The organism is Streptomyces sp. SP18CS02, assembly GCF_036322365.1.
Lineage (GTDB): Bacteria > Actinomycetota > Actinomycetes > Streptomycetales > Streptomycetaceae > Streptomyces.
The window spans coordinates 1-18,045 of record NZ_JAQYXC010000155.1 but is presented as its reverse complement, the minus strand read 5'-3'; the positions used below and the strand labels follow the sequence as shown (position 1 = coordinate 18,045).

Annotated in this window: 17 protein-coding genes and 4 pseudogenes; 10 read left to right on the top strand and 11 right to left on the bottom strand. The window is 69.6% G+C overall.

What is annotated here, in order from left to right; translation table 11 throughout:
* Positions 1 to 12 precede the first annotated feature (12 nt).
* A complete protein-coding gene (locus tag PUR26_RS01170; RefSeq protein ID WP_329868308.1) occupies positions 13 to 978 on the bottom strand; it encodes a DUF4238 domain-containing protein in 966 nt (321 codons plus the stop codon).
* Between the two features lie 116 nt (positions 979 to 1,094).
* A complete protein-coding gene (locus tag PUR26_RS01165) occupies positions 1,095 to 2,414 on the bottom strand; it encodes a hypothetical protein (RefSeq protein ID WP_329868305.1) in 1,320 nt (439 codons plus the stop codon).
* Positions 2,415 to 3,019: 605 nt separating this feature from the next.
* Between PUR26_RS01165 and PUR26_RS01160 the strand changes: the two genes are divergently transcribed.
* Together PUR26_RS01160 and PUR26_RS01155 are read left to right on the top strand one after the other, a co-directional pair.
* A complete protein-coding gene (locus tag PUR26_RS01160) occupies positions 3,020 to 4,465 on the top strand; it encodes a PP2C family protein-serine/threonine phosphatase (RefSeq protein ID WP_329868304.1) in 1,446 nt (481 codons plus the stop codon).
* Entirely contained in the window at positions 4,462 to 4,830 is a 369-nt protein-coding gene (locus PUR26_RS01155; protein ID WP_329868302.1) for an STAS domain-containing protein, read from the top strand. The genes PUR26_RS01160 and PUR26_RS01155 overlap by 4 nt, the downstream gene beginning before the upstream one ends.
* Before the next feature lie 287 nt (positions 4,831 to 5,117).
* Here the strand turns inward: PUR26_RS01155 and PUR26_RS01150 are convergent, their stop codons facing one another.
* Positions 5,118 to 5,483 carry a hypothetical protein gene (locus tag PUR26_RS01150; RefSeq protein WP_329868343.1) on the bottom strand — a complete coding sequence of 122 codons (366 nt, stop codon included), beginning with the start codon at positions 5,481 to 5,483 and terminating at the stop codon, positions 5,118 to 5,120.
* A gap of 158 nt (positions 5,484 to 5,641) precedes the next feature.
* Positions 5,642 to 6,042 (bottom strand): annotated as a pseudogene (locus PUR26_RS01145) (IS5 family transposase); the annotation flags it as partial.
* A gap of 36 nt (positions 6,043 to 6,078) precedes the next feature.
* Here PUR26_RS01145 and PUR26_RS01140 point away from each other — a divergent pair.
* A pseudogene (locus PUR26_RS01140) lies at positions 6,079 to 6,520 on the top strand (class I SAM-dependent methyltransferase); the annotation flags it as partial.
* A 12-nt stretch (positions 6,521 to 6,532) separates the two neighbouring features.
* Here PUR26_RS01140 and PUR26_RS01135 read toward each other — a convergent pair.
* Positions 6,533 to 7,341, bottom strand: a protein-coding gene (locus PUR26_RS01135; RefSeq protein ID WP_329868340.1) for an IS5 family transposase whose coding sequence is annotated in 2 segments (ribosomal slippage) — positions 6,533 to 7,002 and positions 7,002 to 7,341 — 810 coding nt in all. Because the reading frame shifts where the segments join, the coding sequence is not laid out codon by codon here.
* A 65-nt stretch (positions 7,342 to 7,406) separates the two neighbouring features.
* The gene (locus tag PUR26_RS01130) at positions 7,407 to 7,907 is read right to left on the bottom strand and encodes an SRPBCC family protein (RefSeq protein WP_329868301.1); all 501 of its coding nucleotides are present in this window, start codon (positions 7,905 to 7,907) and stop codon (positions 7,407 to 7,409) included.
* A gap of 63 nt (positions 7,908 to 7,970) precedes the next feature.
* Here PUR26_RS01130 and PUR26_RS01125 point away from each other — a divergent pair.
* Positions 7,971 to 8,546 (top strand): annotated as a pseudogene (locus tag PUR26_RS01125) (TetR family transcriptional regulator); the annotation flags it as partial.
* Here the strand turns inward: PUR26_RS01125 and PUR26_RS34535 are convergent.
* The 3 genes from PUR26_RS34535 to PUR26_RS01115 form a co-directional block, all read right to left on the bottom strand.
* Positions 8,496 to 8,966: a transposase gene (locus PUR26_RS34535; protein WP_443076923.1), complete on the bottom strand. Its 471-nt coding sequence runs from the start codon at positions 8,964 to 8,966 to the stop codon at positions 8,496 to 8,498. The pseudogene PUR26_RS01125 and the gene PUR26_RS34535 sit on opposite strands and share 51 nt — an antisense overlap.
* Before the next feature lie 73 nt (positions 8,967 to 9,039).
* A complete protein-coding gene (locus tag PUR26_RS01120; protein ID WP_329868299.1) occupies positions 9,040 to 9,900 on the bottom strand; it encodes a polysaccharide deacetylase family protein in 861 nt (286 codons plus the stop codon).
* A gap of 366 nt (positions 9,901 to 10,266) precedes the next feature.
* Positions 10,267 to 10,854 (bottom strand): hypothetical protein, encoded by a 588-nt coding sequence (locus PUR26_RS01115; RefSeq protein WP_329868297.1) that lies wholly within the window; start codon positions 10,852 to 10,854, stop codon positions 10,267 to 10,269.
* Between the two features lie 499 nt (positions 10,855 to 11,353).
* On the opposite strand from PUR26_RS01115, the gene PUR26_RS01110 reads away from it, so the two are divergent.
* Entirely contained in the window at positions 11,354 to 11,527 is a 174-nt protein-coding gene (locus PUR26_RS01110) for a hypothetical protein (protein ID WP_329868295.1), read from the top strand.
* 795 nt (positions 11,528 to 12,322) lie between these two features.
* The gene (locus PUR26_RS01105) at positions 12,323 to 12,472 is read left to right on the top strand and encodes a hypothetical protein (protein WP_329868293.1); all 150 of its coding nucleotides are present in this window, start codon (positions 12,323 to 12,325) and stop codon (positions 12,470 to 12,472) included.
* Positions 12,473 to 12,710: 238 nt separating this feature from the next.
* Here PUR26_RS01105 and PUR26_RS01100 read toward each other — a convergent pair whose 3' ends face one another.
* Complete coding sequence (locus PUR26_RS01100) at positions 12,711 to 12,908, bottom strand: hypothetical protein (protein ID WP_329868291.1); 198 nt, start codon at positions 12,906 to 12,908, stop codon at positions 12,711 to 12,713.
* A 159-nt stretch (positions 12,909 to 13,067) separates the two neighbouring features.
* Between PUR26_RS01100 and mobF the strand changes: the two genes are divergently transcribed.
* Positions 13,068 to 15,080, top strand: coding sequence for a MobF family relaxase (mobF, locus tag PUR26_RS01095; RefSeq protein ID WP_329868289.1), 2,013 nt, complete (start codon positions 13,068 to 13,070; stop codon positions 15,078 to 15,080).
* Positions 15,081 to 15,082: 2 nt separating this feature from the next.
* On the opposite strand, the gene rarD is transcribed toward mobF, so the two are convergent.
* Positions 15,083 to 16,072, bottom strand: a complete 990-nt coding sequence (gene rarD / locus PUR26_RS01090) for an EamA family transporter RarD (RefSeq protein WP_329868287.1) — start codon at positions 16,070 to 16,072, stop codon at positions 15,083 to 15,085.
* Between the two features lie 134 nt (positions 16,073 to 16,206).
* Here rarD and PUR26_RS01085 point away from each other — a divergent pair, with 134 nt between their 5' ends.
* The 3 genes and pseudogenes from PUR26_RS01085 to PUR26_RS01075 all read left to right on the top strand — a co-directional run.
* Positions 16,207 to 17,127 (top strand): LysR family transcriptional regulator, encoded by a 921-nt coding sequence (locus PUR26_RS01085; protein WP_329868286.1) that lies wholly within the window; start codon positions 16,207 to 16,209, stop codon positions 17,125 to 17,127.
* A 37-nt stretch (positions 17,128 to 17,164) separates the two neighbouring features.
* Entirely contained in the window at positions 17,165 to 17,545 is a 381-nt protein-coding gene (locus tag PUR26_RS01080) for a TSUP family transporter (protein WP_329868339.1), read from the top strand.
* A 75-nt stretch (positions 17,546 to 17,620) separates the two neighbouring features.
* A pseudogene (locus PUR26_RS01075) lies at positions 17,621 to 17,842 on the top strand (helix-turn-helix domain-containing protein); the annotation flags it as partial.
* Positions 17,843 to 18,045 lie beyond the last annotated feature (203 nt).

Sequence of the window (18,045 nt, the reverse complement as noted above, 5' to 3'; positions counted from 1 at the left end):
GGCGACCCGGGGCTACGACCTCTTGCTCCTTGAGGTCGACGCCGACGTGCGGTAGGGGCTCGCGCGGTCCGCTCGCCACCGTTGCGCCGTCTCTCTCGCGAACGTCTCCAGCCTCGTGCTCCGGGGATGCATGTAGACGTAGCGGTCGGCGGCGAGGATCTGCGCGGTGTTTATTTTGTCCATGAGGGCCCGGGGGATGGTGCCGGCCATGTTCTTCCTTGCCAGGGCCAGCAGATGGCGGGGAGTGATGGGCAGGATGATGGAGTGCGCGTCGCCGAAGGCCATGTTGTACGACCAGGGCGTCTTGTCCGTGCGCACGGACACTGCCGGATTGTCGCCGACCAGGAACTGCCCGCTTTCCGGCGTCAGCACCTCCAAGTGCCAGCTCGATGCCATGGCACGCACCTTGTTGAACATGCTTTCGATGCTGGTGCGGAACAGTGCGCCTGTTCCGAAGTCCTGGCTAACCTCGGATTGCTCGACGAGACGCTCGGCGAAGGCATCGAGGGCACCTGGGCCGGCCAGGTGCAGCCCGGTCTGCCGCAACGCTTCACGGCGCAGCGGCTCCGGGAACCGCTCGACGAGCTCCCTGCGGACCTTCACGCGCACAGTCTCGAACGCGTTGGTGTACACATCGCGATAGCGGTGTGACCGCACATAGTGCAGCACGATCAGGTCACGCAGGGCCGCAATGTGCAGGGGATCAGCGAACGGCGTGCCAGCGTGCACAGCCTCGAAGGCAGCGGGAGCCCGCCTCTCCACGGAGCTCCACAGATCCTCGGCAGACGGGGAGTCGTAGGCGACGAAGGTGTCGACCCAACCACACGCCCGGGTGCTCTTCAGCTTGTTCGCGCGTTCCGGGTAGCGCACGTCAACGGGACGCACCTGAGGGCCTCGGTCATCCGGCTCGACCATGGTGAACTGCTTGAGCAGGACCTGAGAGACGAGGTGCTGCCGGGATATCTGAGCTGCCTTCACTCGCCCGATTCTGCCAAGCGCCCGGCGCACGGCGCCAAGAATTGTCATTCTCCAGGAAGCTGCCGGGTCCTCTCCTGACCGATCCAGGGGGCACGGCAGCCTGCGCCCAGAGGTCGTCAGAGGTGGTTCACCGCGGCCGCGCTGTCCGACCAGAGCCAGTTCACCGGCGCGTACTGCTTCTTCAGCGCGGTGCGCTCGCGCCCGTAGTCCTTCAGCGCGGCCTCCACCGCCGCCGCCAGGTCGTCCAGGTCCTGCGGCACCGGCACCCGCAGCAGCAGATGCTGCTTGCGGTGTGCGAGGAGCAGCTCCCCTGCGGGGGTGCACTCCAGCAGGGCGAAGTGGACGAGGGGCTTGAACGGCTTCTCCAGAGTGGACATCCGGGCGCGCAGTACCCCGTCGGCGCTCCACGCGTACAGGCCGTAACGGTTGAGATGGAAGGCACGGGCGCGGTGCGGGTCGGCGACCACGGTGAAGTCGAAGCCGGTGAACGGGCTTTCCTCGCGCAGGTGCAAGCCTCCCAGACGACCCCGCAACCCCCCGCCGTCGTCGACAAGGGCGAAACTGAACTCCTGGCCCCGGTTGGTTGAGCGGTAGGTCTTCCCGAAGACCGGGACGACGAACAGGTCGTCGCCGAGCGCTGCCGGGCGGGTCATCGTGGAGTCGAGGTAGCCGTAGAGGCTTCCGCTGGTCCCGGTGAGCTCCGACAGGGCCTCGGTCAACGAGGGCGAGGGCCGGTTGCCGCGCCCCACCGGCTCGTCGCCGTACCGCACGTGCGCGTAGGAGTCGGCGTCGCTCTGGCGGTCGGTGCGCGCGTCCAGGGTCGCGATGGCGCGCAGCACTGGCTTGCGGCCCGGGCCGAGTGTTGCGCCGGGGTCGGAGACGGCGACGATATTGGGGTGGGCGCCGGCCCAGTTGCTGAGCCCGTACTCGGAGGTCATGCACAGCAGCCGACCCGCGGGAGTGACGGCGATCGACGCGGCGAACGGGTCTTCCCCGGGGCCCTGCTTCTTCCCCCAGCCCCAGGACATCGGCCAGGAGGCGAGGACCTCGTCCAGGTCCGGGGACAGAAGGTGGGTGCTGCCGGGCTTGGAGCTGACGGCGACCGCGCCGTCCGGGAGCACGGCCAGGGTCGCGCCGTCGCCCTCCGGTATGACCGACGGGCCACCGCCCGGCACCGCCTGTCCGAACACGGCGGTGGCGGTGGGCTTTCCGTCGGCGCCGTGGCAGGTGATCAGCTGGTAGCAGAAGTCCTGCTCGGCGGGGTCGGCCGAGCCGGCCGCGTGCCCGCGGTAGCGGCGCAGGCCGGTCAGCACATACGTGTCGCCGGCGGCCGTCGCCACGGCGTGGTCGGCCCTCAAACCCCATCCTCCGGCTTCGGGATCAAGACAGTGGATGCCCAGCAGGGACGCGGGCGCAGTGATCGGCAGCAGTGTCATACCGGCATCCTCCCCCCTGCCACCGACAACTCCCGGGCGAGGCTGCCGCAAGACGTTCACGCGTTCGGCCTCCGCACAGAAGAGGTGTCGCGAGCGACGAGAACACAACGGCGGCCGAGGACCCGCGCGCCCTGTGCGAGACCGTAGTACGGCACACCCCCGCGACCGCCGTCGGAGCTTTCGTAACCGACCAGGTCCCCGAACCCGCAGCGCCCTGGTCCTGGCCTGCGTGCTCCAGCAGACCGACACCGATGACGGTACCCGGTCCTGGTGCCAATACGTCGCCGGCGCTGGCCAGCCCGCCGCCCCTGCTTCTGCCTCCACCACCTCGCCCTCGGCGAGACCCACGTCGCCCGCTAATGGCACACCCAGACCAACGAGGTAGACACCGACAAGCCCACCGGCCGCGACCCCCGGCTACGCGCTGCCACTCGCTGGGAGGGGCGACCCGGCAGTGCCTGCTGTCCTCCACGCCGCTCGACGGCGCCTCCCGAGCGGTGACGCTGGGGGCGTTCGGTAGGGTTGCGGGGTGCTGGCTGTCTGGTCGGTGCCTTCCTGGGGGGGATGACGAGACGAGGAACATGCCGGAGCAAGCGAGTCCGCCTGTGATAGCACCGAGCGGGCCTGCGGCCGCGTCGGTCGAGGCGGCGCGGTTGGCGGCGGTGCGCCGTTACGACATTCTCGACACTCCGCCCGACGGCGCCTACGACAGAGTCGCGGCGCTGGCGGCACGGTTGTTCGAGGTGCCGGTGGCGACGGTGACGATCGTGGACGAGGACCGGATCTGGTTCAAGGCCGCGCACGGCCTGGAAGGCGTCACCGAGATCGGCCGCGATCCGGGCCTGTGTGCCTCGGCGGTGCTCACCGATGACACCACCGTCATCCCCGACACTCTGCTGGACCCGGTCGCCTGCTCCAACCCGCTGGTCGCCGGCCCGATGGGGGTACGGTTCTACGCCGCCGCTCCGATCATCACCGCCGACGGGCACCGGCTGGGCACGGTCAACATTCTCGACACCCGCCCCCGCGAGATCAGCGAGGCCGATGCCTCCACCCTCGGGGACCTGGCCGCGGTAGTGCGTGACCAGCTGGAGCTGCGGCTGTCGGCACTGAACGCGGTACGCGCCGAGCAGGAGCGCCGCAAGGTCGAGCAGGACAAGCGCCAGGCGGAGGAAGAGGCCCGCCAGCGTGCGGAGCGGGACAAGGCGGCCATCGCCGCGTTCGCCTCGACGCTGCAGCGCACCCTGGTGCCTCCCGCGTTGCCCGCGGTACCGGGGCTGGAGCTGGCCTGCCATTACAAGACCGCCTCCCCGCAGGAAGTGGGCGGTGACTTCTACGATGTCTTCCCCGTGGGCGGGGGCCGGTGGGCGTTCTTCCTGGGCGATGTGTGCGGCAAGGGCGCCGAAGCGGCCTCGGTCACCTCACTGACCCGCTACACGCTGCGGGCCGCAGCTCTCGTCGACGCGGACCCTACGGCCGCGCTCAACGCCCTGAACACCGCGCTGCTGCTGGACGCGGCGGTCGGTACCCGCTTTTGCACCGCCATCTTCGGCCTGCTCGATCCGGCCCGGGACGGCGGTTTCACGGTCACGCTGGCCACCGGCGGTCACCCGCCCGCCTACCGCCTCAGCCCCATCGAGGGCGGCGGCGTGCGGGTCGAGGCGGCCCACGCCAAGGGCGGCATGCTGGTCGGCGCGTTCGCCGAAGCCGTCTTCGCCTCACGCACCCTGCGTCTGGCACCCGGCGAGGGACTGCTGCTGTACACCGACGGGCTGACCGAGGCCCGCACCGCCGACGGTGACATGCTCGCCGACACGGGCCTGACGGACTTCCTGGCCCAGCGGCCCACGCCGGTCAGCGCCGGCGACCTGATCGACGACACCATCGCGCTCCTGGACACTCTCCCCGACACCGAACGCGACGACGTTGCCCTGCTGGCCCTGTCCGTCCCCACCCCCGATGCCGCTCCCGCCGGCATCACCACCACCGCTCACAGCGCCGCCGCCCCGACCGCCGACATCCGCGTCGGGCAGGAGAACCCACGCCCATGACCGACGCATTCCACATCAACGTCCCGCACACCGACGGCGCCCTGGCCGTGATCGCGCTGTCCGGCGAATTCGACATCACCACCGCACCCGCCGTGCGGTCCCGCGCCCTGGAACTCATCGCGACCGGACACCCCGACCTGGTTGCCGACCTGTCGGGCGTCACCTTCTGCGACTCCTCCGGGCTGGGCGCCCTCGTCGGCATCTGGCGCTGCGCCAAGGAAGCCGACGGCTCCCTGACCCTGGCGGCCATCCCCGACCGGCTGGGCCGCCTGCTCAGCGTCACCGGGATGGACACCTTCCTGCCCGCCTACCCCAGCGCCGAGGCCGCGCTCGCCGCGCGTCCAGGGAACCGCACCACCGCCTGAAACACCCTCGCTCACAGGGGTGGCATCAGCGAGCACGCTCGGCACAGCGCCGCCCCGCATAACGTGCGCGGGGGCATGGCCAAGCGCGCGCGTCGCGGCCGACGTACTGGCTACGACGCGCGCTCCTCCGCTCCGTCCGCGGTGCTGCACGTCGGGAAGCGGCGTGCAGCGCACCGGATGCCGCCCTCGCCGCCCTCGCCCGCGAGCGGGTCAGTGGGACTCGGCGTAGGGATCGCGGCTGCCGGACTCGGCCAGCCCACAGCTGACCATGGAGCCGACGGCCAGGGTCACGATCCACCACCACGCCTGGTCGGCGCGGGAGCAAGCGCGGTGACCCAGACGAAGGCCGCCACCGGCACGGGGCGGCCGATGGCGGTGAACAGCCGGGTAAGGGTGCGCGCGGTCAGGAAGCTCGTGCCGCCGGTGATGGTGATCAGGACCGTCCCGTCGAGTGAACAGCGCAGCCGCTCCGTCGGTTCGGTGTGTTCCAGGTCCAGGCAGTGCCCCTCGTTGAGCAACGCGACGGCCACCGCGTAGTCCAGGGCCGGCTGTGACACGTCGATGCCGATGGCCCGTACGACGTCAGGGTGGCGGCGGGCCGCGTAGAAGTCACGGTCGAGGTCGGCGAGTGCGGCGATAGCGAGTCCGGCCACCGCTGCCGAGGTGTTGTGCGCGAAAGTTCGTCGAGGGTGACGTCGTGGTTGAGCAGGGCGGCGTTGATCCCGTAGGAGCAGCACAGGTCGAGGACCGTGCGCCGCGCCGGCCCGAGTTCGGCGGTGAGCGCGCGGAAGACCGGCTGGGCGTTGCAGGGGCTCTGACGCGCCTGCGAGCGACCCGGATCTTCCAGTTCGTCCCCGTCCGCAGCCCCTTTCCGCGGGCGCCGGCGGCGTGCTGGTGGGCTCGGTTGATCGTGGCGTCGACGGAGACGGTCCATTCCACCCGGCCCACCGCTTCGTCGCGGACCTGGACGTGTTCCAGCAGCTTCGCCCAGGTCCCGTCCGCTTCCCAGCGGGCGAACCGCTCGTAGAAGGTCTGACAGGGTCCGTACCGCTCGGGCAGTTCGCGCCAAGGAGCCCCGGTCCGCAGCCGCCACAGCACCCCGTTGACCACCTGCCGGTGATCACGCCACGGACGGCCACGCCCATCCGCTTGCGGCAACAGGGGCTCTATTCGCTCCCACGCCGCATCCGTCAGCTCACCCCGACCTGCCACAAGATCAATGATCAGACCGGCAATAGGGTCCCGCCTGTGGCGAATCATCAGGACGAGATCAGGGCGGCCTACGACGGAGTCGTCGAGCTGTACACATCGCTGTTCGCAGACCGGCTGGAGACATAACCGTTTACCCGGGCCATGATCGGCACCTTCGCCGAACTGGTGCGCGCGAGGGGCAACCCGCGGGCAGCGGACGTCGGGTGCGGGCCCGGACATCTGACGGCCGTGCTGCACGAACTGGGCCTGAACGCCTTCGGGCTCGACCTCTCCCCAGGCATGGTCGACCACGCCCGGCGGGCTTATCCGGCTCTGCGCTTCCAGGAGGCGCGGATGGAGTCCCTGCCGATCGAAGACGGCACGCTCGGCGGCGTGCTGGCCCACTACTCGGTGATCCACACCCCTCCGGGAGAGCTCCCGGAGCTGCTCGCCGAGCAGGTTGGGCGTCCTGGCACCAGGTGGTCCGCTCCTGGTCTCCTAACTGATCATTTCAGAATGAGGTTCGGAGTCGGCGCAAGTAGATGATGCTGCAGGCGAGTTGGAGGAGTCCGAGGTGGAGGTCGGCGCGTATCTCGTAACGGGTCCGTAGGCGTTTGAACTGGTGGAGCCAGGCAAAGGTCCGCTCGGCGGCCCAGCGGGTCTTGCCCAGGCCGGAGCCGTGGGCGGTCCCCTTGCGGGCGATCTTCGGCGTGATGCCGCGGGCGCGGAGTCGGCGTCGGTACTTGTCGTAGTCGTAGCCGCGGTCGGCAAACAGCCGGCGCGGACGATGACGGGGGCGGCCGCGTCGGCCGCGGATGCGGGGGATCGCGTCCAGCAGCGGCATCAACTGCGTCACGTCGTGCCGATTTCCGCTGGTCATCGATACGGCGAGGGGTGTTCCGTGGCGGTCGGTGATCAGGTGGTGCTTGCTGCCCTGACGGGCGTGATCGACCGGTGAAGGTCCGGTGTGAGCCCCCCTTTCAAGGCCCTGACGTGAGAGCCGTCGACCGCGGCGTCGTCCATGTCCAGCAGGCCCGTCTTGCGGAGTTCCGCCAGGAGGATCCCGTGCAGACGTGGCCACACACCGGCCTCGGTCCAGTCCCGCAGACGCCGCCAGCAGGCCACCCCACTGCACCCGGTCCGCTCGGCGGGTACGTCTGCCCATGCCACACCCTTACGCCGGACGTAGACGATCCCGCGCAAGGCGGCACGGTCGTCTGCCGGCAGACGACCCGGATACCGCCGACGCCGCGGCGGGCGCGGTGGAAGCGGCGGGGCGACACGTTCCCGCAAATCATCGGACACAGGATCATCCGACACATCCACAACCTCGCCGCCCGCCAGCCCAACTGCCAAGCCCCTGAGCCAAACTCATTCTGAAATGATCAGTAAGTACGCCCCCAGCGTGCGAGCGCGCGGAGCAGGTGTACGTAGGGAGTCCAGCAGCCTGGGCGGGCCACCGTGCCCGTGCAGGCGAGTTCGGCGCAGTCCAGGCTGTCCTCCAGACAGGCGTCGTGCATCCAGCGGAAGGCCAGCGGCCAGCTCAGGCGGGCGAGGCCGCTGGTCTTCATCGAGAGGGTGTGCCGCAACACGGTGCGCTCTTCATCGACGGGCAGCGCGGCGAACTCGTGGAAGCCGTGGAATCCGCGCGGCCCGCTGAAGGCGAAACGGATCCAGGTGCCGGGCACGTACGCCGCGACCGTGTAGCGGACCGGACCGTGGCCGCCGGACGCGCCGACTGCCAGCGGGCCGTCGAGCTTCAGCGCCGGCCAGGACTCGTGCGGCCACAGCCTGTCCTGCGTCCCGCCGGACAGGCTGTCGATGAGCGCACCGACCTCGCTCCCCTTGGCGGCCAGCAGGCGCTCGTGCACGTTGTAGACGCCCATACGTCCTCCCCATCAGATTATTAGAGAGCAGTCTCTAATAATCTGGAGGGTACTCTCTGGTTCATGGCGAGACCACCCCGCTTCGACACCGACCAGATCCTCGACACCGCAGTCCGGCTGGCCGCCTCCGCCGGGCCGTCAGGCGTGACCATGTCCGCCGTCGCCCAGGCGATCGGCGCGCCGAGCGGGTCCATGTACCACCGCTTCTCCGGCCGTACAGCACTACTCGCCGAGGTGTGGCTGCGCACCGTAGAACGCTTCCAGGAGGGGTACTTCGCCGCGCTCGGCAGCGCCCCCGACCCCCGCCCGGCAGCCCGCGCGGCCGCCCGGCATGTCGTCTCCTGGAGCCGCGCCCATCCGCAGGAGGCCTCACTCCTCCTCTACGGCGCCGAGGAGTTCGGCCGCGCCGACTGGTCCAAGGAACACAAGGAGCGCGCGGACCTGGGCAACCAGCGCGTGTTCGGCTCCCTCCACTCCCTCGCCGAAGCCCTCGGCGCGGCGAACCCACAAGACCACGAGCGCATCACCCTGGCCTTGATCGACCTGCCGCTGTCCGTGGTCCGCCGACATCTGCGCGCCGGGCAGCCGCTACCGCCGCACGCAGAGGACCTCACCGAGGAGTGCGCGGCAGCGCTGTTGGCTACCGCCCAGCCTGTGGCCGTGGGGACCGGGAAAACTTCGTCGCTCCCCACCGACACCGCCGCCCCCGAAGCGGACATCGGCCGGATTGGCGGCGGGTCGGTGCGGGCGCCGGCTGCAGGTTGATGGGCGCGGACGACGGTGGAGTCGACAGACAGTTCCCGTCGATCTCGTCTGTCCGGTGTCGGCTGCGGCCTGGACCTGCTGAAGCAGTTGCTCCCAGGTGCCGTCGTCGGACCAGAGCCGATGGCGTGCATAGACGGTCTTCCGCGGCCCGTGCCGTTCGGGCAGGTCACGCCACTGGACTGTGCTCCGCAGTCGGTGCAGAATCCGGTCGATCTCCTGTCGATGGTCCCCCCACTGCCCGCAACGCCGCTTGTTGACCGCCAGGAACGGCCGCAGCCGTTCCCGCTCCGGCATCCGTCAGATCCGCCCGTCCCATGTCCACATCAACGACCCGGACGGAGTATTCACATGATCGACCGGACACGTCCTAGTCGTAGGTGAGGTAGTCCTCTAGGCGTGCCACTGTGAACCCTTGTTCTTGGATGCGGCGGAGCATGTTGGCGGTCATGTCGGTGAGGGACTGGCCCTTCAGGTCTTTCGGACCGCGGAAATGGGCCAGGATGATCTGCCCCGGGCGCAACGTGCGATCGGCCCGCTGATACTCCATGTCCTCGATGCCCATGTCCACGCGCCATAGCACCATGGCCTGCAGGTCGCATGCCTTCATGGCTGCGAGAGTATCGTCGTTCCAGCTTCCGAACGGGGGGCGAAAGAGACGTGGTGCTTGACCGAACTCCTTCACGAACTTCTCCTGCGCGCCGCATATTTCTCTCTGCTGGCCGCTTCGGTTGAGCGTCTTGAGGTCGGTGTGGGTGAGTGTGTGGTTCTCTATGGGGTTGCCGAGCGCCTGAAGCTTCCTGAAGTAGCCGTAATCCTTCTTGACGGCGTCGTCGGTGAGAAACATGGTGAAAGGAATTCGCAGGTCCCGAATTATCTCGATGAAGCGCGGGTCCTTCTCGTTTCCGTCGTCGAAAGTCAAGAAGACGATCTTTTTATCGGTCGGTATCTCCTTGATCCACGGATCCTTGACCGCGGAGATTCTCAGCGGCTGCTGTGGAGGTACCGGGGCGGGAGCCATCGGCTCGAGGCCCCATTTGCGGAAGGCCGCCGCGCTGCCGAAGCCGCCGCGCGACTCGGGGAGCGTGCCGGCGGCCGGTCTCTCGGAAGTCTCCGGGCGGCCCTGCGACGCGGAGGCAGACGGGCGCTGGGGTGGAGTCGTGGAGGCGGCGGGAGCCGCGCACCCTGTGCCGACAAGGGCGCACAGCACGCCTATGGTTCGCAATCTCATCGGGTACCTCTTCTGTGTCGTCGGACCGGTCTCTCTGCGGTTGGTGAGACGAGGGCGACGAGGTGCAGGTCACACCGAGAACGTGATAGCGGCGGTTCGTCTTCATCTTGTGATGTGGGGACGCTGAACTGCGTCCCACGAAGTCACGCGCCTGCGTGAGATCCCTGGTTCTCCCCGGTCGGGCCGCCGTCCGAAAGACCTCTGACGGCGCCTGCCGTACGGAGGCCTGCGACCTGCTCCGCCGGCCTCGGGCCCCTCCTGAAGGAGGCGGCCGTCGTCGGCGGCGTGGGTGGCTGCGGCTACCCCGTCACGAAACTGCCCCTCCAGCACACCAGGACAACCCGCAACCTACCGGGCGCCGCGCCGTCAGCCGCCCGGCGGGCGTTCGTCGTCCGAGTCGTCCGGCGCCTGGCGCGCGACCGTGGCGGGGTCGGCGTCCCCGCCCCGGGCCAGCAGACGCAGAGAGGCGAACAGCCCGGTGCCGCGCATGCTCGCGAGCTGCCACGCCCATGCCATCCCGCAGATCAAGTCGGCGACCACCAGATAGCACAGGACACGTACGGCGTCGAGGTCCGACGGATCGCGCAACAGAATGACTCCGGCCCAGATCTCGATGACCACGACGCACAGCAGTCCGGCGGCCAGCCCGTACGGCCGTCTCGCCGCGCCGTCCCGAACGCGCAACGCGGCGAGCACGAAGGCCAGAACGCAGACACCCCCGGCGGCGGACCACCAGCCCAGCTCAACCCCTGGCACCAGGGCGGCCAGCGAGATCACCAAGGCGTCGGTGAAGACCAGCAGGGCGGCCGAGGCCAAGGTACGGAAACCCGTGCCGCCCGCGACCCCGGCCGCCTGCTGCGGGGACAGCGACAGCGCGACGAAGAGCAGTCCGGCCAAGGCGCCCGTGGCCCCGGCCGCCGCGGTAAAGAAGTCGCGGTACTCCTCCGGCATCATGCGCGCACGATATCGCCCGCGCTCGCGACCCGCTGGGTGCCGCACCAGACGGACAATCCCGACAGGCACTGCGGACCGAGCACGGTCACGAGGTGAGCTCCGGCCTTCTCGGCAGGCTCCGACTCGATAACCGCCAAACGGCCGCGCCCCGCCGAACCGGGATTCCGGTTCGGCGGGGCGCGGCCGTTCAGGCTCAGGGCGTGCTCGGGGGCAGAGCGGTGGCGTAGCGCTCGCGTGTGCGCGGTATAGACAGGGGAGACACCATCGCTGGACGCGATGCACACTGATCGTGTCTTTGGCCGTCCACGGGTACCCGTTGAGGTCGAAGGTCCACGTGCCAGTAACCTTCCGGGAGATCTTCGAAAGGGTCACCCAGCCATACTGCCCGGGCGGCACACGCCGGGGAATGGCCTACCACCGCCACCGGCCGCAGTCCCTCGATCACCGCTCTCCCCCATCAGGCATCGTGTCCACGGACACAGCTATAGGGACGTCCACGATGAAGATGCCGATCGCCCGTACAGATGCGCGCAGCGGCGAGCAAGTAGTCCACCGCGTCTGTACCGATGCTCTGACCTGCGTCGCCGAGGTGATGAACGACATGGAGCCCCTGCTTGCCGATGCTCTGTCGGCATGCCACCTGGTATGGCGACCAGGATCCGTTCGTTTCTGACGTCCTCGCCACGCGTGCAGCCTGGCTAATCGTCATCCGACTCCAACCAGATACGGGCCGGCGGCACTTTGCGAAGGCGCCCTCCTCAAGGCATGGGGGATGAGTGTCCGGTGCGGCTGAAGGCTGCACCGGACAAGCACCATGAACAGCGGGGTGAAAGTTCAGCTTGGGCACCCGTGGCTCCGGTTGGTCAGGCCGACCTTGCATCTTTGGCGGCTATGCCCAGACGAACCGTATTCCCCCATTTCGGCCCGCTCGGGCGGCACGGGACGACAGCATGGAGCCGGGGCCGTCGACACCAGCCCCCGGCCACATGAGAGGGAAGCATGAGCATCACCTACGGCTCCATCGCCGGCGACCGTCCGATCTTTTCCGCCGAGGCGTACCGTCGAGGCCGCGGCCGAGAGGCTCCCCGCCCTGTACGTGCCGAGCGTCCTGGAGCACGCCGCCGAGCTGCTCACCAGCCTGTCGGCCATGGGCGGTGAGCACTCCGTGCCGCCCGCGCAGTGGAGCTGGACGGAGAATACGGCTCAAGGGCGTGCTCGACCTCGCCGCCTGCCCGTACGAACGCGACCTGGAGACCGAGCGCACCGACGCTGAGGTCACCTCCCTGACGGGCTTTCTGTTCGAGGCTCTGGTCTCCGAGGAGATCGGCCTCAGGGCCCAGCTCGGCGCACACCGCGACTATGTAATCGTAGATCGCGGTCCCGCACCCCGAGAGGTGGACAGAGCGGCGACTCCGGCATCCTCGTCGCCATCTCGAACGACGGAGGCCGGTTCTTCGCCTTCAGCGACATGCGCTTCCGCCGTATGCCGGTCATGGCTCCGGCGTCCCCCGCCGGCGCCCACCAGGTCGCCGAGGTCATCCGGGCCTTCGTATACGGAGAGGGCGGCGACGTCTTCGCCCGCCCGGCCGCTGCCGGGCGCGTCTGGCTCTCCCGCTGAATGTCCGCCGCTCCTCGGTCGGCCATTGCCTACCGACACGGTGACACGGACTTTGCGTTCCCAATGACATCACGCTGCGCATGACAGCCACATGCAAGATCCAATGGATCTGTGCAGATCTGGATGCAAGGCCCGGCTGACCTATGCAAGGTCAGCCACTACAGGACAATGAGCGAGGCACTCCCAGCAGGGCGGCGGGTGGCGCGCCCTTGGGTGGCGCAGTATTCGCACGGCTCCGTCATGCGCCGCCGCAGTGGCTCTGCATCGCCTCCGTCCACTGCTCGGGCCGGTCGGGTTGGCAGCCGGGGTATCGATACCCAGTGACGCGTTCGGCGGTGGGGAAGTCGGACTGCGCGGAGCGCACTTCGAGCACGTCCAGGAGCAGCGGCATGCGGCAGAGCGGGCAGAGGTCTCCGTGGAGCAGTTCGCCATTCATGCGGCGGACTGTGCACAGGTCGGTGGCTTACCGTCCCGGGCTGGCCCGGTGGCCCGCCTGACGGGCGCTGCGGTAAAGATCTGGTGATGCCCTCCCGCCCGGCGGGAAGGACCCCGGATCACGCTTCTGCGCAGGTCAGCGTCCGGGTTCCATGGGCCGATGATCAGCATGTCGCCAGTTCGCCCCGGGGCCGGGTGGCGCTACCTGTTCCGTGGCGTGATGGTCGGCGACGGCCACCGCCGGGCGGGCACGCCGCTGCGCGCCGCTCAGGACGAGGCCGGTGTCCCGCCCGGTGTGTGGAAGGGCCGGGGCCTGGCCGCGCTCGGCCTGGCGGCCGGGGACGTGGTGAGCGAGCGGCAGGCCGAACTCCTGCTGGGGGAGGGCCGGCACCCGGACGCCGACCGGATCGAGCGCGAGCTCCTGGCGCAGGGCAAGAGCCCGGCACAGGCGAGGCGGGCGACCGTGCTGGGCAGGCCCATCGAGCACAACCAGCCGGCCGAGACCGACAAGGCCAAGAAGCGCACCCCCTGGCTCGCCTTCGACCTTGTCTTCCGGCCCCCGCCGACGGCACACCTCGCGTGGGCCCTGATGGACGACCGGCACCGCCGGGTGCTGGAGCTGTGCGACGACGTCGCCCGTGACAAGACGCTGGCGTGGCTGGAGGAGTCGGTCGCCGAGATCCGCTGGAAGGCCGGCGGAAAGCAGCGGGCCCGGGTCAAGGACGGGCTGCTCGTCGCGGTCTTTAGGCACTACGAGTCCAGGGCCACGGAATCGAGGCCCCTTCTTCACGCGCACGCGGTCATGTCGATCCGGGCCCGGCGGCCGCACGACGGGAAGCGGGGCAACCTGTCGGCGGACTCACTGATGACCCACATCGTCGCCGCCGACACCCTCTACACCCTCCACTTCATGGAAGAGATGACGGCCCGGCTCGGGTGGGCGTGGGAGCCGCGCGAGGTCACCCCAGGGCGTCGGCCCGTCATGGACATCGCCGGGATCGACCGGCGGCTCATCGGCTGGCAGTCGACCCGCCGCCAGCAGATCGAGGACGCGCTGCCCGTCCTCACCGCCCAGTACAAGGAGAAGCAGGGGCACGCGCCGGGGGAGCGGGCCTCATACGCCCTGGCCTGCCAGGCCGCCGACCACACCCGCCCGCCCAAGCGCACCGAGCCGCTGTCGCTGACCGAGCTGCGCAGGCGATGGCGCACCTCCGCGATCGCCGCGTTCGGGGCCTGCACCGTCGACCGGCTCGCCGAGCGGGCACGGGCGGCGGCCGCGGCGGCCTGGGTACGGCCAGTCATCGACATCGCGCTGGCGGCCGTCGACGTCGCCGCCGTGGTGTACGTGATGCGCGGCGCCTTCAAGCGCCACCACCTGCTCGCCGAAGCCCGCCGCCACCTCTCCTACGCCCTGCGCGGCCGACCCCACCAGCCGGGCCTGGACGACCAGATCGTGCAGACGGCCATTGACGACTACACCCGCCCGGCGAGCCGGCGGATGATGACCGCCGGCCTGCGCGCCCTCTACCCGCGCGACACCGAGGACCAGGCCGTGCTGCGCCCGCTGACCCGCAAGCAGACCGCCCCGCCTTACGAGCGGGCCCGCCTCGCCGCCGACGCCCTGGCCGCCCGCGTTCGCGCCGCCCGGCGAGCAGAGCGCCTGGGCTCCCGCCTTCGCCCGTACGCCGTCGCCGTGCCCGCCGCCTCGAGGTCGCACCCGCGGCCGCTGCGCACCGGCCCGAAGGACGGCCGCCTCCTGGAGCAGGAGACCGGCGTGGTCACGGTGGAGCAGACGCGCCGGACCTTGGAGGCCGCCGCCGCGCAGATGACCGCCACGCTCCAGGACAGCCGGCGGGCGCGCGAAGCCGCCCACGGCCCCCGCCCGCAGCCCGCCCCGGCGACGGCACCGCCGACGCACACCCAGCAGCAGCCCGGCACCCAACCCGCGCCGGGCCGGACCCCAGGAGGAATCACACGAACACCCCGGAAGAACGCCCCAACCCCGACGACGCACTCGCCCGCGCCCGTGCGGCCCGCGAGCAGATGGCCGCCGCGCTCACCGAGGACCAGGAGCCCGGCCCCGACGAGCCCGTGGGGTGGCAGCCGATCTGGAAGCGCCCCCGGATTGTGGGAGTCACCTTCTGAGCGAGATTGCGATGTCGGTCGGTTTTGACGTCACTGCGGGTCTTGCGGTGGGACGGTGGAGTGTGCCTGTGCCGCTGGGGGGCTCATGGGTTCATCGCAGTCGGCCTGAGGAGCGGGCTGCTTCGGCGCGGCGGGGTCTTTTGCTGCCGGTTCAAGCGCGAGAAGAACGAGGCCGGCGCAGATCGGGATGTAGACGAAGGTGTCAGCCGACTGCCACGGCTCGCCCAGGAACGTCAGGGAGACCAGCACCAGCAGTACCGGCTCGACGTAGCTGAGCACCCCGAACAGGGAGAACGGCAGGACACGGCTGGCGGTCAGGTACAGCGCGAACCCGGCGGCGCTGAGAAGCCCGAGCAGGACAAGTCCGGCGATCAGCTGCGGGCGATGGGTGACCGTGCCGAAGGACGGCTTGGCCGCCAGGACGAAGACCGAGAAGGGGAACATCGCGATGAGCTCGAAGAGCTGAGCTGCGGCGGAGTCCAGGGCGAAGGCGCGTCGGCTGATGAAGGAGAGCGGAAGCCCCAGTGCGACGAGCAGGGTGGGCCAGCGCAGCCCGCCGGCGACGACCACGGCCGCCGTAACTCCCGCAGCGGCGCAGAGCACGGCCCCGATCCGCCAGCGGGAGAGCTTCTCGCGGTAGACCGCGACGCTGACCACCACCATGACCAGCGGCAGGATGAGATAGCCCAAAGAGAGATCGAGGCCGTGCCCGCTTTGGGGCGCCCATCCGAAAAGCCACAGTTGCAGCCCCAGAAGAGCGGCGTCCAGGATCAGGACGCCGGCCAGATGCGGTGTTGCTCCCAGACGGCCGACCAGCGCCGCGGCCTGGTCCCACATCCGCGCCGCGCAGAGGAAGGCGGCCAGGAAGGCGACCATCGCGATGATGCGGTATCCCAGGATCTGCTCAGGATCCAGCGGCAGAAGATGCGGGGGGATCATGAAAATGATCCCGAAGATGACCGACGCTCCGACCGAGGACAAAATCCCGGACGCAGGGGCGGAGGGGGCGTGCGCGTTCATGGGAGCGTGAGTGCTTTCCGAGAGGAGGCGGGCAGCGTGAGGTGCCGACCGGCCGGGCGGCGACCTCCAGCGTCCCCCACCTCGCCGGTAAGCACCAGCGATGAATCATGGAGCGGATTCATTAGGATTTGTGGATGGTCTTGTCTGATCTCCGCCGCCTGAGGATGCTTCGCGAACTCGCCGAGCGGGGCACCCTCGCCGCCGTGGCCGCCGCGATCGGCTACAGCCCCTCGGCGGTCTCCCAACAGCTGGCAGCACTGGAGCGGGAAACCGGTGCCCGCCTGGTCGAGCCGGCCGGACGGGGAGTCCGGCTCACCGACGCCGGAAAAGTGCTCGCCCGTCACGCTGCCGTCCTGCTGAACACCGCCGAAACCGCCGAAACCGAACTGGCGAACCTGACCCAGGAAGTCCGCGGCAGGATCCGAGCCGTGGGCCTGCAATCGGCAGCCCGCCGGCTCCTCATCCCCGCCCTGGTGGAAGTGGCACGCTCACACCCACTCGTCGAGGTCGAGATCACCGAACTCGAACTCGAAGTGGCCCTGCCCGAACTGCGCCTGGGAACCGTCGACCTTGTCATCAGCGACGAGTACGAAGGCCATCCCCGCCCGCGCCCCGACGGCGTCGACCATCACCTGCTCCTTTACGAAGGGACACGCCTGGTTCTGCCAGCAGGACATCCACTCGCCGCCCACCCCGGGCCCGTCACGCTTTCCTCGCTGCGCAACGAGGTATGGGCTTCCTCAAGCAGCGGTACCGGACACCACGCAATGATCATCGGGACCTGCCGGGCGCACGGAGGATTCGACCCCGACCTCCGACACCGATCCAACGATGCCGACGTCCAGCTCGAACTCGTCCGCAGCGCAGGCGCAGTGACCCTGCTGCCCGACCTGACCCTGCCAGCCGCAGACCCGCGCCTGGCCATTCGCGACATCGCCGGGACCAGCCTGACCCGACGGCTCTACGCCGTGATCCGCCAACAATCCCAAACCTCACCAGCGCTCAACGCCTACATCGAAGCCTTGCACCAGCAGAGCAGATCCAACCCGACCTGATCGGCGATCCCCACCGGCAAGCGCAAGGCCCGGTGTCATCGCCGGCGCCGCCATCCGCATCCTCCCCGGTCCCCACGTCTTCCGCATCCTGGTCGCCACGCTCCTGCTGCCGCTCGGCGCCTGGCCGTGCCTGCGCACCCTGCGCCCCGCCCGGCGGCGGACGGACGCGGCCGAGCCGTCGGCTCGCGTGCTCGCTGCTCTCGCCATGACGGTCGGGGTGGTCGGTGGGATCTACGGGATCGGCGGCGGTACCCTGCTCGAGCCCATCCTCGCCGCGCGCGGCATGCCCATGGCCAGCATCGCACCGGCCACCCTCGTCGCCACCTTCACGACCTTCGTCGCCGCGGCCGCCGTGTACGCCGCGCTGGGCCTGGCGAGGCCCGGGCCCGTCGCGCCCGACTGGTGGCTAGTGCTGTGACCGGGAACGTGCGCCGGGTTGGTGGTTGGGGCGGTTGGATGAGCGGTGACGTCGGTTCCGACCGCTGGAGGTGTGGTGGCTGAGCCTGCGCGGGTGCGCGGACTGACCGATCAGGAAGGGCAGAAGCTGCAGCAGATCGTGCGCGGGGGAAGTACCAGCTCGGTGCGCTACCGGCGGGCGATGATGCTCCTCGCCTCGGCCGGCGGGAACCGCGTCCCGGTGATCGCCAAGGTGGTGCAGGCCGACGAGAACACCGTCCGGGACGTGATCCACCGGTTCAACCAGATCGGCCTGGCCGAGCAGGCAGCGAACGGGCTGGACGTCCGCGACATCGCGGTCGCCCTGGCCACCTGGACCCCCTGAGTGAGTGTTTGACATCCCTGGTCGTGCGGCCAGGACATCGGGATGCTGGTTGCCATGGCCATTGGTGGGGTGGTTCGAAGGTATTGCCGGGAGTGTGGGGTGCCGCTGTCGCCGACAAAGTCGGCGACAGCGGTGTT

Coding starts and splice junctions, on each gene's coding strand:
- PUR26_RS01165 (WP_329868305.1), bottom strand. CDS start 2,414: ATGACACTGCTGCCGATCACTGCGCCCGCGTCCCTGCTGGGCATCCAC.
- PUR26_RS01155 (WP_329868302.1), top strand. CDS start 4,462: ATGACCGACGCATTCCACATCAACGTCCCGCACACCGACGGCGCCCTG.
- PUR26_RS01130 (WP_329868301.1), bottom strand. CDS start 7,907: ATGGGCGTCTACAACGTGCACGAGCGCCTGCTGGCCGCCAAGGGGAGC.
- PUR26_RS34535 (WP_443076923.1), bottom strand. CDS start 8,966: ATGCCGGAGCGGGAACGGCTGCGGCCGTTCCTGGCGGTCAACAAGCGG.
- PUR26_RS01120 (WP_329868299.1), bottom strand. CDS start 9,900: ATGAGATTGCGAACCATAGGCGTGCTGTGCGCCCTTGTCGGCACAGGG.
- PUR26_RS01115 (WP_329868297.1), bottom strand. CDS start 10,854: ATGATGCCGGAGGAGTACCGCGACTTCTTTACCGCGGCGGCCGGGGCC.
- PUR26_RS01110 (WP_329868295.1), top strand. CDS start 11,354: ATGAAGATGCCGATCGCCCGTACAGATGCGCGCAGCGGCGAGCAAGTA.
- PUR26_RS01105 (WP_329868293.1), top strand. CDS start 12,323: ATGCGCTTCCGCCGTATGCCGGTCATGGCTCCGGCGTCCCCCGCCGGC.
- PUR26_RS01100 (WP_329868291.1), bottom strand. CDS start 12,908: ATGAATGGCGAACTGCTCCACGGAGACCTCTGCCCGCTCTGCCGCATG.
- mobF (WP_329868289.1), top strand. CDS start 13,068: ATGATCAGCATGTCGCCAGTTCGCCCCGGGGCCGGGTGGCGCTACCTG.
- rarD (WP_329868287.1), bottom strand. CDS start 16,072: ATGAACGCGCACGCCCCCTCCGCCCCTGCGTCCGGGATTTTGTCCTCG.
- PUR26_RS01085 (WP_329868286.1), top strand. CDS start 16,207: ATGGTCTTGTCTGATCTCCGCCGCCTGAGGATGCTTCGCGAACTCGCC.